Source organism: Streptococcus sp. HMSC062H02, from assembly GCF_001813005.1.
GTDB lineage: Bacteria > Bacillota > Bacilli > Lactobacillales > Streptococcaceae > Streptococcus > Streptococcus oralis_S.
On record NZ_KV811091.1, the window covers coordinates 16,035 to 30,382 of the forward strand.

Consider the following 14,348-nt stretch of genomic DNA (forward strand, 5'->3'; position numbering starts at 1 on the left):
TACTGCTAACATTGTGGATTCTTTTCCCCAATCTGTGGAAAAATCCTATTATCTATGGTAAAATAAGTCTAGCACTAAACTACTAAAATCATAGTAAAGGAGGAAAATTAGTTGAAAGAAAAGCAATTTTGGAATCGTATTTTAGAATTTGCTCAAGAAAGATTGACGCGATCTATGTATGATTTCTATGCTACACCTGCTGAACTCATCAAAGTAGAAGAAAATACAGCTACTATATTTCTACCGAGATCAGAGATGGAAATGGTGTGGGAAAAGCAATTAAAAGATATTATCATTGCTGCTGGTTTTGAAATTTATGATTCTGAAATCAAACCTCACTATATTTTCACTAAACCTCAGAGTACAGAATCTCCTCAAGTAAATGATACGAATAGTGTCTCTACTTACGATTACACGCCTGCACTACCAACGATTCCCTATTCCGAAACAGGGTTAAAAGAAAAATATACCTTTGATAACTTTATTCAAGGTGATGGGAATGTTTGGGCGGTGTCAGCTGCACTAGCTGTATCTGAAGATTTAGCTCTGACCTATAATCCTCTTTTCATCTATGGAGGACCTGGTCTTGGAAAGACTCACTTGCTCAATGCGATTGGAAATGAGATTTTGAAAAATATTCCTGATGCGCGTGTCAAGTACATTCCTGCCGAAAGCTTTATCAATGACTTTCTTGAACACTTGCGACTTGGGGAAATGGAAAAGTTCAAAAAAACTTACCGTAGCCTTGATCTCTTATTGATCGATGATATCCAATCTCTCAGTGGCAAAAAAGTCGCGACCCAGGAAGAATTTTTCAATACCTTCAATGCTCTTCATGATAAGCAGAAACAGATTGTCCTAACCAGTGATCGAAGTCCTAAACACCTAGAAGGACTTGAAGAGAGACTTGTCACACGCTTTAGCTGGGGATTGACGCAAAATATCACTCCTCCTGACTTTGAGACACGTATCGCCATTCTTCAAAGTAAAACAGAGCACTTGGATTACCATTTCCAAAGTGATACTCTGGAATACTTGGCTGGCCAATTTGATTCAAATGTTCGAGAATTGGAAGGAGCAATCAACGATATCACCTTAATTGCCAGAGTGAAGAAGATTAAGGATATTACTATTGATATTGCTGCGGAAGCTATTAGAGCACGTAAGCAAGACGCCCGCCAGATACTTGTTATTCCAATTGAGAAAATCCAAACTGAAGTTGGTAATTTTTATGGAGTGAGTGTCAAAGAAATGAAGGGGACGAGACGAGTTCAAAACATCGTTTTAGCGCGTCAAGTTGCTATGTATCTAGCTAGAGAATTGACAGATAACAGTCTTCCAAAAATCGGAAAAGAATTTGGCGGAAAGGATCACACCACCGTTATTCATGCCCATGCTAAAATCAAATCATTGATTGACGAAGACGATAATTTACGTTTAGAAATAGAAGCAATCAAAAAGAAAATTAAGTAGCTTGTGGATAACTTTTTATTTCTTATCTTTTTTATCCACATTTTTTAAACAAGCTTAGGAGCTTAAGTTTACTAAATAGCACTCAGTTTTCCACAGAATTCACACACTCTATTATTACTATTAACTTTCTAATACTAAAAATAAATAAAGGAGAATCCATGATTCATTTTTCAATTAATAAAAATTTATTTCTACAAGCTTTAAATACTACAAAACGAGCAATAAGCTCTAAAAATGCTATTCCAATTTTATCAACAATCAAAATTGACGTTACAAATGAAGGAATTACTTTAATTGGATCAAACGGTCAAATTTCTATTGAGAATTTCATTTCTCAAAAGAATGAAGATGCTGGTCTCTTGATTACTTCTTTGGGTTCGATTCTTCTTGAAGCTTCTTTCTTTATCAATGTGGTATCTAGTCTTCCAGATGTAACGCTAGATTTTAAAGAGATTGAACAAAAACAAATTGTCTTAACAAGTGGCAAATCAGAAATTACTCTAAAAGGAAAAGATAGCGAACAGTACCCACGAATTCAAGAAATTTCAGCAAGCACACCTTTGGTTCTTGAAACCAAACTACTCAAGAAAATTATCAATGAAACAGCATTTGCTGCAAGTACGCAAGAAAGTCGTCCAATTTTGACTGGTGTCCATTTTGTTTTGAGCCAACACAAGGAACTAAAAACAGTTGCGACAGACTCTCATCGCCTTAGCCAGAAGAAATTGACTCTTGAAAAAAATGGTGATGATTTCGATGTGGTAATTCCTAGTCGTTCTCTACGCGAATTTTCAGCTGTATTTACAGATGATATTGAAACTGTAGAGATTTTCTTTGCAAATAATCAAATCCTCTTTAGAAGCGAAAATATTAGCTTCTACACTCGTCTACTAGAAGGTAATTATCCTGATACAGATCGCTTGATTCCAACAGACTTTAACACTACAATTACTTTTGATGTTGTTAATTTACGTCAATCTATGGAACGTGCACGTCTCTTATCAAGTGCGACTCAAAATGGTACTGTGAAGCTTGAAATTAAAGGTGGGGTTGTTAGCGCCCATGTTCACTCTCCAGAAGTTGGTAAAGTAAACGAAGAAATCGATACGGAGCATGTGACTGGTGATGATTTGACTATTAGTTTTAACCCAACTTACTTGATTGATTCCCTCAAGGCTTTAAATAGCGAGAAGGTGACCATTAGCTTTATCTCATCAGTTCGTCCATTTACTCTTGTGCCAGCAGATACTGACGAAGATTTCATGCAGCTTATCACACCAGTTCGAACAAATTAAGTGAAAGAGGTTGAGCCTGGCTCGCCTCTTTTATGATATAATCAAAAAAGAAAAGGAGAGTAGTATGTATCAAGTTGGAAATTTTGTTGAGATGAAAAAACCACACGCTTGTACCATCAAGTCAACAGGCAAAAAGGCTAATCGTTGGGAAATTACACGTGTAGGGGCAGATATCAAAATAAAGTGTAGCAATTGTGACCACCTTGTCATGATGAGTCGCTATGATTTTGAACGAAAAATGAATAAGATTATTGACTAAGAACCCTTAGTTAGAGGGTTAGCAAGTTTTCCCTTTTTGTGTTATAATGTTAGGGATTGAAATGAGAACGGAGAATGAGAAACTATGGCTTTAACAGCAGGCATCGTTGGTTTGCCAAACGTTGGTAAATCAACCCTTTTTAATGCAATTACAAAAGCAGGAGCAGAGGCGGCAAACTACCCATTTGCGACTATTGATCCAAACGTTGGGATGGTGGAAGTTCCAGATGAACGCCTACAAAAACTAACAGAAATGATTACACCTAAAAAGACAGTCCCAACAACCTTTGAATTTACAGATATTGCAGGGATTGTAAAAGGAGCATCAAAAGGAGAAGGTCTAGGTAATAAATTCTTGGCCAATATTCGTGAAGTAGACGCGATTGTTCATGTAGTTCGTGCTTTTGATGATGAAAATGTTATGCGTGAGCAAGGACGTGAAGACGCCTTTGTGGATCCACTTGCAGATATTGATACCATTAACCTGGAGTTGATTCTTGCTGATTTAGAATCAGTCAATAAGCGCTATGCGCGTGTAGAAAAGATGGCACGTACGCAAAAAGATAAAGAATCAGTAGCAGAGTTTAACATTCTTCAAAAAATTAAACCAGTTCTTGAAGATGGAAAATCAGCTCGTACCATTGAATTCACAGATGAGGAACAAAAAGTTGTTAAGGGTCTTTTCCTTTTGACTACTAAACCAGTTCTTTATGTTGCTAATGTGGATGAAGATGTAGTTTCAGATCCAGATTCTATCGACTATGTGAAGCAAATTCGAGAATTTGCAGCGACAGAAAATGCTGAGGTGGTAGTTATTTCTGCGCGTGCTGAGGAAGAAATTTCTGAGTTAGACGATGAGGATAAGCAAGAGTTTCTTGAAGCACTTGGTTTGACTGAATCAGGCGTTGACAAGTTGACTCGTGCAGCTTATCACTTGCTTGGGCTTGGAACTTACTTCACAGCTGGTGAAAAAGAAGTCCGTGCTTGGACCTTTAAGCGAGGGATGAAAGCTCCTCAAGCAGCTGGTATTATCCACTCAGACTTTGAAAAAGGGTTTATTCGTGCAGTAACAATGTCATATGAGGATCTAGTGAAATATGGATCTGAAAAGGCTGTAAAAGAAGCTGGGCGTTTGCGTGAAGAAGGAAAAGAATATATCGTTCAAGATGGCGATATCATGGAATTCCGCTTTAATGTTTAATAACATTTAATAAATAGTGTCAATTAGGTTGGAAAAAAAATTCCAACCCTTTTGGCTTTTGAAAGGAAAATAAATGACTAAATTACTTGTTGGATTAGGAAATCCAGGGGATAAATATTTTGAAACCAAGCACAACGTTGGATTTATGTTGATTGACCAACTAGCTAAAAAACAAAATGTCACCTTTACACATGACAAGATATTTCAAGCTGATCTAGCATCTTTTTTCTTCAATGGAGAAAAAATTTATCTGGTCAAACCAACAACATTTATGAATGAAAGTGGAAAAGCGGTTCATGCTTTATTGACTTACTATGGTTTGGATATTGAAGATTTACTCGTTATTTACGACGACCTTGACATGGAAGTCGGGAAAATTCGTTTAAGAGCAAAGGGCTCAGCAGGTGGGCATAATGGTATCAAGTCTATTATTCAACATATAGGGACTCAGGTATTTAACCGTATTAAAATAGGTATTGGAAGACCTAAAAAAGGCATGTCGGTTGTTCATCATGTTTTAAGTAAGTTTGAACAGGATGACTATGTGGGTATTTTACAGTCTATTGACAAGGTTGACGATGCTGTAAACTACTATTTACAAGAGAAAAACTTTGAGAAAACAATGCAGAGGTATAATGGATAAATGGTGACTTTATTAGATTTATTCTCAGAAAATAATCAGATAGAAAAATGGCATCAAAATCTGATAGATAAGAAAAGACAACTAATACTTGGTTTATCAACGTCTACTAAGGCTCTTGCAATTGCAAGCAGCCTAGAAAAAGAAAATAAGGTTGTGTTACTGACCTCGACTTATGGAGAAGCAGAACGAATTATCAGTGATCTTCTTTCTCTCTTAGGAGAGGAATTTGTCTATCCATTTTTAGTAGATGACTCTCCTATGGTAGAGTTTTTGATGTCTTCGCAAGAAAAAATCATTTCGCGGGTTGAAGCCTTGCGTTTTTTGAGTGATCCGTCTAAGAAAGGGATTTTAGTTTGTAATATCGCAGCGAGTAGGTTAATTTTACCCTCTCCGACTAGATTTAAAGAAAGTACTATAAAAATTGCAGTTGGCGAAGAATATGACCAACACGAGCTACTTCACCGGTTAAAGGAAATTGGATATCGAAAAGTTACTCAAGTACAGACACAAGGTGAGTTTAGTATTCGAGGAGATATTTTAGATATTTTTGAGATGTCTCAGTTAGAACCTTTCCGAATCGAGTTTTTTGGCGATGAAGTAGATGGTATTCGTACTTTTGAAGTCGAAACACAATTATCGAAAGAAAATCAGACAAACCTCACTATCTTTCCAGCTAGCGACATACTTTTGAGAGAAAAAGATTATCAACGAGGACAGTCAGCTTTAGAAAAGCAAATTTCAAAGACTCTATCACCAATTTTAAAATCATATTTGGAAGAGATTTTGTCAAGTTTTCATCAAAAACAAGTACATTCAGATAGTCGAAAGTTTTTGTCCTTATGTTACGATAAAACATGGACTGTATTTGATTATATTGAAAAAGATACACCAGTATTCTTTGATGACTATCAAAAATTGATGAATCAGTATGAATCCTTTGAAAGAGAATTAGCACAATACTTTACAGAAGATTTACAGAATGGTAAATCATTTTCTGGGATGCAGTATTTTGCAGATACAGAGCAAACCTATAAAAAACAAAGTCCAGTTACCTTTTTCTCCAATCTGCAAAAGGGCTTAGGAAATCTTAAGTTTGATCACATTTATCAATTTAATCAATACCCCATGCAAGAGTTTTTCAATCAATTTTCATTTTTAAAAGGAGAAATTGAGCGATACAAAAAAATGGACTACACTATTATTTTGCAGTCTAGCAATTCAATGGGAAGTAAGACGTTGGAGGATGTTTTAGAGGAATATCAGATCAAATTGGATTCCAGAGATAAGTCAAGTATCTGTAAAGAATCTGTAAACTTGATTGAGGGTAATCTAAGACATGGTTTTCATTTTGTAGATGAAAAAATTCTCTTGATTACTGAACATGAGATTTTTCAAAAGAAATTAAAACGTCGGTTTAGAAGACAACATGCTTCAAATGCAGAGCGATTAAAAGATTATAATGAACTTGAAAAAGGGGACTACGTTGTTCACCATATCCATGGAATTGGTCAATATTTAGGAATCGAAACAATTGAAATCCAAGGTATTCACCGTGATTATGTCAGTGTACAGTATCAAAATGGTGACCAAATCTCCATCCCAGTAGAGCAGATTCAGTTACTGTCTAAATATGTTTCAAGTGATGGGAAAGCGCCAAAACTTAATAAATTAAATGATGGTCATTTCAAAAAGGCCAAGCAAAAAGTTAAGAACCAAGTAGAGGATATAGCTGACGATTTAATCAAGCTTTATTCTGTGCGTAGTCAGTTGAAGGGGTTTGCTTTCTCAGCTGATGATGATGAGCAACATGATTTTGATGATGCTTTCCCTTACGTTGAAACGGATGATCAACTTCGTAGTATTGAGGAAATCAAGAGAGATATGCAGGATTCTCACCCCATGGATCGACTTTTGGTTGGAGATGTTGGTTTTGGGAAGACTGAAGTAGCAATGCGTGCTGCTTTTAAGGCAGTCAATGATCACAAACAGGTGGTCGTTCTAGTTCCAACGACGGTTTTAGCGCAACAGCACTATACGAATTTTAAGGAACGATTCCAAAATTTTGCTGTTAATATTGATGTGTTGAGTCGCTTTAGAAGTAAAAAAGAGCAGGCAGAAACACTTGAAAAACTAAAGAATGGTCAAGTCGATATTTTGATTGGAACGCATCGTGTTTTGTCAAAAGATGTTGTGTTTTCAGATTTGGGATTGATGATTATTGATGAGGAACAACGATTCGGTGTTAAGCATAAGGAAACTTTGAAAGAACTGAAAAAACAAGTAGATGTTCTAACCTTGACAGCAACGCCAATCCCTCGTACTCTCCACATGTCTATGCTGGGAATCCGAGATTTGTCTGTTATTGAAACTCCTCCAACCAATCGCTATCCTGTTCAAACCTATGTATTAGAGAAGAATGATAGTGTCATTCGTGATGCTGTCTTGCGTGAAATGGAGCGTGGAGGTCAAATTTACTATCTTTACAATAAGGTTGACACGATTGACCAGAAGGTTTCGGAATTACAGGAGTTGATTCCAGAGGCTTCGATTGGGTATGTTCATGGACAAATGAGTGAAATTCAGTTGGAAAATACTCTACTTGATTTCATTGAAGGTCAGTATGATATTTTGGTGACGACTACTATTATTGAGACAGGGGTAGATATTCCAAATGCCAATACCTTATTTATTGAAAATGCAGACCATATGGGTTTGTCAACCTTGTATCAATTAAGAGGAAGAGTCGGTCGTAGTAATCGTATTGCTTATGCCTATCTCATGTATCGTCCAGAAAAATCAATCAGTGAAGTCTCTGAAAAGAGATTAGAAGCGATTAAGGGATTTACAGAATTAGGCTCAGGATTTAAGATTGCGATGCGAGATCTTTCGATTCGTGGAGCAGGAAATCTCCTAGGAAAATCGCAGTCTGGTTTCATTGATTCTGTTGGTTTTGAATTGTATTCACAGTTATTAGAGGAAGCTATTGCTAAACGGAACGGTAATGGGAATAAAAGAATCAAAGGAAATGCTGAGTTGATTTTACAAATTGATGCTTATCTTCCTGATACTTATATTTCTGACCAACGACATAAGATTGAAATTTACAAGAAAATTCGTCAAATTGACAATCGTGTCAACTATGAAGAACTACAAGAAGAGTTGATGGACCGCTTTGGAGAATACCCAGACGTAGTAGCATACCTTTTAGAGATTGGTTTGGTCAAGTCATATTTTGACAAGGTATTTGTAGAACGTGTGGAAAGAAAAGAAAATAAGATTACAGTTCAATTTGAAAAAGTCACTCAACGACTATTCTTGGCTCAAGATTATTTTAAAGCCTTATCCGCAACGAACTTAAAAGCAGCCATAGCTGAGAATAAGGGATTAATGGAAGTTGTATTCGATGTCCGAAACAAGAAGGATTATGAAATTTTAGAAGGTTTGCTGATTTTTGGAGAAAGTTTATTAGAGATAAAAGAATCAAAGGAAGCAAATCTCATTTAACATTTTTCTTCTATAAAAAGGATAAAAATGGTACAATAATAATTTGAGGTAATAAAAATGAGATTAGACAAGTATTTAAAAGTATCACGAATTATTAAGCGCCGCACAGTCGCAAAAGAAGTAGCAGATAAAGGTAGAATCAAGGTGAACGGAATCTTGGCCAAAAGTTCAACGGATTTGAAAGTTGATGACCAAGTTGAAATTCGCTTTGGAAATAAGTTGTTGCTTGTTAAAGTACTAGAAATGAAAGATAGTACAAAAAAAGAAGACGCAGCAGGCATGTATGAAATTCTCAGTGAAACACGGGTAGAAGAAAATGTCTAAAAATATTGTACAGATGAATAATTCTTTTATTCAAAATGAACATCAACGTCGTCGTTACCTGATGAAGGAGAGACAAAAACGAAATCGTTTTATGGGTTGGGTCCTTATTTTGATGATCTTGTTGTTTATTTTACCAACTTATAACTTGGCTCAAAGCTATGATCAGTTACTGCAACGCCGTCAGCAATTGACAGAGTTGAAAGAGCAGTACCAAAATCTTAGTGACGAAAAGGATAAGGAATCTGCTTTTGCTGCAAAGTTGAAAGATGAAGACTATGTAGCAAAATATGCACGCGCCAAGTACTATTACTCAAAGAAACGAGAAGCAATTTACACAATTCCTGATTTGCTTCCGAGGTAATGTCATGGAAAATTTATTGGAAGTTGTTGAGCAATTTCTAAGTTTATCAGATGAAAAATTAGAGGAATTGGCAGCTAAAAACCATTTATTACGATTACAAGAAGAAAGGGAAGAGAAGAATGCGTAAGTTCTTAGTAGTTTTATTGCTACCTGCTTTTATCATAACCTCAAGAGTAGTTAGCACAGAAAAACAGCTTCCTTACTCTTCGCAAGAAATTTATTATCTAACTGAGTCTGATTATGGATTCTACTATAAAGAAACTCTGAAATCCCCAATGGTATATGGAGAAACAGCAGTCTATGCTAATGAGGATCTTGTCAAGGAGTCTGGTAAATTAACTCCTGGAACCACCTTTAAAATCGTAGAATGGCGTTTGAATAGACAAGGTGTTCCTGTTTTTAAATTAGATAATCACCAGTTTATCCTTGCAGATAAGCGCTTGGTCTATGATCAAAGTCAAGTTCAAACTCAAAATAGACAAGTATGGTTGGAGCCAGGGTTTGTTATCTATAACAGCCCTTATGACACTAAAGAAATTTCTTCATCCCTCTCTCCCTATCAACGCGTAACGGTGGATAGAGCTCTCTTTGCTGAGGGACAAGAATTTCTTCATATTGATCAAGTTGGGTGGGTATCAAAAGAGTTCGTTTCAGAAGAGGATAATCGCATCCAGAAGGTTCAAGAAATCTTATCAAACAACTATCAGAATGAAAATTATTCTATTTATGTTAAACAACTGAGTACAGGTAAAGAGGCTGGGGTGAATGAAGACAGCAAACTCTATGCAGCTAGCATCTTGAAACTAGCCTACCTTTATTACGCTCAAGATAAGATAAATCAAGGGGAATATACGCTAGACAGTAGCTTCAAGTATATCCCAGAAGTAAATAGTTTTCCTGGGTCCTATAAACCAGAAGGTAGTGGTAGCTTACCTAAAAAAGAAGATAACAAAGAATACAGTCTTCAACAGTTAATTACCAAGGTAACAAAAGAGTCTGATAATGTTGCTCATAATATTTTAGGTTATTATGTGACCAATCAATCTGACGGGGCTTTTAAAGAAAAAATGTACGCAATTATGGGTGAGGATTGGGATGTGAATGATAAATTGACTTCTTCAAAAATGGCTGGAAAAGTCATGGAAGCTATTTATAATCAGAATGGTTTTGTCTTAGAGTCTTTGAGCAAGACTGATTTTGACAACCAACGAATCGCAAAAGGTGTTTCGGTTAAGGTAGCTCATAAAATCGGAGATGCCGACGAGTTTAAACATGACACTGCCATTGTTTATACGGATTCTCCTTTCGTTCTTTCTATTTTTACCAAAAATTCTGATTATGATACTATTGCTAAGATAGCTAAGGATGTCTATGAGGTTCTAAAATGAGGGACCAGGATTTTTTAAATCATTTTCTCCGAAAAGAGTATTTCAAAAAACATTCGAAAGTCGTGTTAGCTTTGTCTGGCGGACTGGATTCAATGTTTTTATTCCAGCTATTGTCTACTTATCAAAATGAGTTGGGAATTGAGTTGATTTTAGCACATGTCAATCACAAGCAGAGAAGTGAGTCTGACTGGGAGGAAAATGAACTAAGGAAGTTAGCTGATGCAGCTGAACTTCCTATTTATATCACAAGCTTTTCAGGAGACTTTTCAGAAGCGCGTGCTCGAGAGTTTCGTTATGATTTTTTTAGGAAAATCATGAAAGAGGTTGGAGCGACTGCCTTGGTTACTGCCCACCATGCAGATGATCAGGTTGAAACGATTTTGATGCGCTTGATTCGCGGAAGTCGGTTACGTCATTTAATAGGAATAAAAGAAAGTCAAGTAGTTGATGATATTGAAATCATCCGTCCTTTGTTGTATTTTCATAAAACAGACTTCCCACCAATTTTTCATTTCGAAGATCAAACAAATCATGAGAACAGCTATTTTCGCAATCGTATTCGAAATAAGTATTTACCAGAACTTGAAAAAGAAAATCCCCGCCTTAGATCTGCTCTTTTAAATCTAGGAAGTGAGATTTCAGATTACCAAGCAGCCATAACGGAGCTTTCTGAACAGATTGATGTAGAAGATTTGAATGAGCTCTTTTCATACTCAAAACAAACTCAAGGGGTCTTGCTCCAGAACTATCTCAATCAATTCCCAGACTTAAATCTTACGAAGTCTCAGTTTGATGAAGTTCTACAGATTTTAGCAACGAAAAGCCAGTATCGTCACTCTCTTAAAAATGGCTATGAATTGATAAAAGAGTATCAACGGTTTCAGATTTGTAAAATCAGTCCTCAGGCCGATGAAAAGGAAGATGAACTTGTGTTACACTATCAAAATCAAGTTCGATATATGGGCTATTTATTTTCCTTTGGCATTCCTATTGAAGGGGATTTTGTTCAAAAAGTAACGGTTTCACGGGAAACATCTGTACATATTAGATGTCGAAAACCTGGCGATGTTCTTATCCTGAATGGGCATCGAAAGAAACTGAGACGTTTATTTATAGATTTGAAAATCCCCATTGAAAAACGAAAAACAACCCCTATTATTGAGCAATTTGGAGAAATTGTCTCAATTTTAGGAATTGCGACCAGTGATTTGAGTAAAAACACGAAAAATGATATAATGAACACTGTAATTTATATAGAAAAAATAGATAGGTAAAAAGATGTTAGAACACGATATTAAAAAAATCCTCGTTTCACATGATGAAATTACAGAAGCAGCTAAAAAGCTAGGTGCGCAACTAACAAAAGAGTATGAGGGGAAAAATCCAATTCTTATTGGAATTCTGAAAGGATCGATTCCTTTTATGGCTGAATTGGTCAAACATATTGATACGCATATTGAGATGGACTTCATGATGGTATCTAGTTACCATGGTGGAACAGCAAGTAGTGGTGTCATCAATATCAAGCAAGACGTTACGCAAGATATCAAAGGGAGACATGTTTTATTTGTAGAGGATATCATTGATACAGGTCAAACTTTGAAAAATTTGCGAGATATGTTTATTGCAAGAGAAGCAGCTTCTGTTAAAATCGCGACTTTGTTGGACAAACCAGAGGGACGCGTTGTTGAAATTGAAGCGGATTACACTTGCTTTACTATTCCAAATGAGTTTGTAGTAGGTTATGGTTTGGACTATAAAGAAAATTATCGTAACCTTCCTTATGTCGGAGTATTGAAAGAAGAAGTTTATTCAAATTAGAAAGATTTATCTTTAATGAAAAAACAAAATAATGGTTTAGTTAGAAATCCATTTCTATACTTGTTAATTATCTTCTTCCTAGTGACAGGATTCCAGTATTTTTACTCTGGAAATACTGCTGGGCGAAGCGAAAAAATTAACTATACAGAACTGGTAAAAGAAATTACTGCAGACAATGTAAAAGAATTAACCTACCAGCCAAATGGTAGCATCATTGAAGTGTCTGGTGTTTATAAAAATCCTAAGACTAGTAAAGAAGAAACAGGAATTCAATTTTTCACTCCTACAGCTACAACAGTAGAAAGATTCTCAAGTACTATTCTTCCGTCTGATTCAACAGTTTCAGAATTGCAAAAACTTGCTTCTGAACATCAGGCAGAAGTAACAGTCAAACATGAGAGTTCAAGCGGTATGTGGATCAATATCCTTGTCTCTGTGGTGCCATTTGCTATTCTTTTCTTCTTCCTATTCTCTATGATGGGAAATATGGGAGGAAATAGTGGTCGAAATCCAATGAGTTTTGGACGTAGTAAGGCCAAAGCTGCAAATAAAGAAGATATCAAGGTACGTTTCTCGGATGTTGCTGGTGCCGAGGAAGAGAAACAAGAATTAGTAGAAGTTGTTGAATTTCTAAAAGATCCAAAACGATTTACAAAACTTGGTGCGCGTATTCCTGCAGGTGTTCTTTTGGAGGGACCTCCGGGAACAGGTAAGACCTTACTTGCTAAGGCAGTTGCTGGGGAAGCAGGTGTTCCATTCTTTAGTATCTCAGGTTCTGACTTTGTAGAAATGTTTGTCGGAGTTGGTGCAAGCCGCGTTCGTTCTCTTTTTGAGGATGCAAAAAAAGCCGCGCCAGCCATCATCTTTATCGATGAAATTGATGCCGTTGGTCGCCAACGTGGTGTCGGTCTTGGTGGAGGTAATGATGAACGTGAACAAACCTTGAACCAACTCTTGATTGAGATGGATGGTTTTGAGGGAAATGAAGGGATCATTGTTATCGCTGCGACGAACCGTTCAGATGTTCTAGATCCAGCTCTTCTCCGTCCAGGACGTTTTGATAGAAAAGTCTTAGTTGGTCGCCCTGATGTTAAAGGTCGTGAAGCAATCTTGAAAGTTCACGCTAAAAATAAACCTCTGGCAGACGATGTTGATTTGAAACTAGTTGCCCAACAAACCCCAGGATTTGTGGGAGCTGACTTAGAAAATGTTCTAAATGAAGCGGCATTAGTTGCTGCTCGTCGCAACAAATCAATCATTGATGCTTCAGATATTGATGAGGCAGAGGACAGAGTGATTGCTGGACCATCTAAGAAAGATAAAACAGTATCACAAAGAGAACGTGAATTGGTTGCTTATCATGAGGCTGGACATACCATTGTTGGTTTAGTCTTGTCAAATGCCCGTGTTGTTCATAAAGTTACCATCGTACCACGTGGACGTGCAGGTGGTTACATGATTGCACTTCCGAAAGAGGATCAAATGCTTCTATCTAAAGAAGACATGAAAGAGCAATTGGCAGGTTTGATGGGTGGTCGTGTAGCTGAAGAGATTATCTTTAATGTCCAAACTACAGGAGCTTCCAATGACTTTGAACAAGCTACACAGATGGCTCGTGCAATGGTCACTGAATACGGTATGAGTGAAAAACTTGGCCCAGTTCAATACGAAGGTAACCATGCTATGTTTGGTGCACAAAGTCCTCAAAAATCAATTTCAGAACAAACAGCCTATGAGATTGATGAGGAAGTTCGTTCATTATTAAATGAGGCACGAAACAAAGCTGCTGAAATTATCCAATCAAATCGTGAAACCCACAAACTGATTGCAGAAGCATTGTTGAAATACGAAACATTGGATAGTACTCAAATTAAATCTCTTTACGAAACAGGTAAAATGCCTGAGACCGTAGAAGAGGAATCCCATGCACTATCTTATGATGAAGTAAAATCAAAAATGAGTGAAGAAAAATAAATTTAGAGAGGTTCAACCTCTCTTTTTATGTTCTAATGTGACGGCTACCGAGCGGATGCCTTGATAGTCGACCCTCCTCGTACAGGCTTAGATGATAAGTTACTGG

The 14,348-nt window shown here is 36.7% G+C and carries 13 protein-coding genes; all 13 read left to right on the plus strand.

Annotated elements, in window-relative coordinates; all coding sequences use genetic code 11:
• Positions 1–111 precede the first annotated feature (111 nt).
• Positions 112–1,473, plus strand: coding sequence for a chromosomal replication initiator protein DnaA (gene dnaA, locus HMPREF2885_RS01385; protein WP_000660625.1), 1,362 nt, complete (start codon positions 112–114; stop codon positions 1,471–1,473).
• A gap of 158 nt (positions 1,474–1,631) precedes the next feature.
• Positions 1,632–2,768 carry a DNA polymerase III subunit beta gene (gene dnaN, locus HMPREF2885_RS01390; protein WP_000581145.1) on the plus strand — a complete coding sequence of 379 codons (1,137 nt, stop codon included), beginning with the start codon at positions 1,632–1,634 and terminating at the stop codon, positions 2,766–2,768.
• Between the two features lie 64 nt (positions 2,769–2,832).
• On the plus strand, positions 2,833–3,027 hold the full coding sequence (locus HMPREF2885_RS01395) for a DUF951 domain-containing protein (RefSeq protein ID WP_000285184.1): 195 nt from the start codon (positions 2,833–2,835) through the stop codon (positions 3,025–3,027).
• An 84-nt stretch (positions 3,028–3,111) separates the two neighbouring features.
• Complete coding sequence (gene ychF, locus HMPREF2885_RS01400; RefSeq protein ID WP_001218693.1) at positions 3,112–4,227, plus strand: redox-regulated ATPase YchF; 1,116 nt, start codon at positions 3,112–3,114, stop codon at positions 4,225–4,227.
• Between the two features lie 73 nt (positions 4,228–4,300).
• Complete coding sequence (pth, locus tag HMPREF2885_RS01405) at positions 4,301–4,870, plus strand: aminoacyl-tRNA hydrolase (RefSeq protein WP_000163919.1); 570 nt, start codon at positions 4,301–4,303, stop codon at positions 4,868–4,870.
• Positions 4,871–8,374, plus strand: coding sequence for a transcription-repair coupling factor (gene mfd, locus HMPREF2885_RS01410; RefSeq protein ID WP_070656889.1), 3,504 nt, complete (start codon positions 4,871–4,873; stop codon positions 8,372–8,374).
• A gap of 57 nt (positions 8,375–8,431) precedes the next feature.
• Positions 8,432–8,698 carry an RNA-binding S4 domain-containing protein gene (locus tag HMPREF2885_RS01415; RefSeq protein WP_001234975.1) on the plus strand — a complete coding sequence of 89 codons (267 nt, stop codon included), beginning with the start codon at positions 8,432–8,434 and terminating at the stop codon, positions 8,696–8,698.
• Entirely contained in the window at positions 8,691–9,059 is a 369-nt protein-coding gene (locus tag HMPREF2885_RS01420; RefSeq protein ID WP_000041921.1) for a septum formation initiator family protein, read from the plus strand. Before HMPREF2885_RS01415 ends, HMPREF2885_RS01420 begins: the two co-directional genes overlap by 8 nt.
• Positions 9,060–9,063: 4 nt before the next feature.
• The gene (locus tag HMPREF2885_RS10225) at positions 9,064–9,186 is read left to right on the plus strand and encodes an SP_0009 family protein (RefSeq protein WP_000429343.1); all 123 of its coding nucleotides are present in this window, start codon (positions 9,064–9,066) and stop codon (positions 9,184–9,186) included.
• On the plus strand, positions 9,179–10,447 hold the full coding sequence (locus HMPREF2885_RS01430) for a serine hydrolase (RefSeq protein WP_070656890.1): 1,269 nt from the start codon (positions 9,179–9,181) through the stop codon (positions 10,445–10,447). The genes HMPREF2885_RS10225 and HMPREF2885_RS01430 overlap by 8 nt, the downstream gene beginning before the upstream one ends.
• Positions 10,444–11,721: a tRNA lysidine(34) synthetase TilS gene (gene tilS / locus HMPREF2885_RS01435; protein WP_070656891.1), complete on the plus strand. Its 1,278-nt coding sequence runs from the start codon at positions 10,444–10,446 to the stop codon at positions 11,719–11,721. Before HMPREF2885_RS01430 ends, tilS begins: the two co-directional genes overlap by 4 nt.
• Before the next feature lie 4 nt (positions 11,722–11,725).
• Complete coding sequence (gene hpt / locus HMPREF2885_RS01440) at positions 11,726–12,268, plus strand: hypoxanthine phosphoribosyltransferase (protein ID WP_000889402.1); 543 nt, start codon at positions 11,726–11,728, stop codon at positions 12,266–12,268.
• 15 nt (positions 12,269–12,283) lie between these two features.
• Positions 12,284–14,242: an ATP-dependent zinc metalloprotease FtsH gene (gene ftsH, locus HMPREF2885_RS01445; protein ID WP_000744587.1), complete on the plus strand. Its 1,959-nt coding sequence runs from the start codon at positions 12,284–12,286 to the stop codon at positions 14,240–14,242.
• Positions 14,243–14,348 lie beyond the last annotated feature (106 nt).

Excerpts from the sequence above, each read along its gene's own strand:
- dnaN (WP_000581145.1), top strand. The coding sequence starts at position 1,632 with ATGATTCATTTTTCAATTAATAAAAATTTATTTCTACAAGCTTTAAAT.
- HMPREF2885_RS01395 (WP_000285184.1), top strand. The coding sequence starts at position 2,833 with ATGTATCAAGTTGGAAATTTTGTTGAGATGAAAAAACCACACGCTTGT.
- ychF (WP_001218693.1), top strand. The coding sequence starts at position 3,112 with ATGGCTTTAACAGCAGGCATCGTTGGTTTGCCAAACGTTGGTAAATCA.
- pth (WP_000163919.1), top strand. The coding sequence starts at position 4,301 with ATGACTAAATTACTTGTTGGATTAGGAAATCCAGGGGATAAATATTTT.
- mfd (WP_070656889.1), top strand. The coding sequence starts at position 4,871 with ATGGTGACTTTATTAGATTTATTCTCAGAAAATAATCAGATAGAAAAA.
- HMPREF2885_RS01415 (WP_001234975.1), top strand. The coding sequence starts at position 8,432 with ATGAGATTAGACAAGTATTTAAAAGTATCACGAATTATTAAGCGCCGC.
- HMPREF2885_RS01420 (WP_000041921.1), top strand. The coding sequence starts at position 8,691 with ATGTCTAAAAATATTGTACAGATGAATAATTCTTTTATTCAAAATGAA.
- HMPREF2885_RS10225 (WP_000429343.1), top strand. The coding sequence starts at position 9,064 with ATGGAAAATTTATTGGAAGTTGTTGAGCAATTTCTAAGTTTATCAGAT.
- HMPREF2885_RS01430 (WP_070656890.1), top strand. The coding sequence starts at position 9,179 with ATGCGTAAGTTCTTAGTAGTTTTATTGCTACCTGCTTTTATCATAACC.
- tilS (WP_070656891.1), top strand. The coding sequence starts at position 10,444 with ATGAGGGACCAGGATTTTTTAAATCATTTTCTCCGAAAAGAGTATTTC.
- hpt (WP_000889402.1), top strand. The coding sequence starts at position 11,726 with ATGTTAGAACACGATATTAAAAAAATCCTCGTTTCACATGATGAAATT.
- ftsH (WP_000744587.1), top strand. The coding sequence starts at position 12,284 with ATGAAAAAACAAAATAATGGTTTAGTTAGAAATCCATTTCTATACTTG.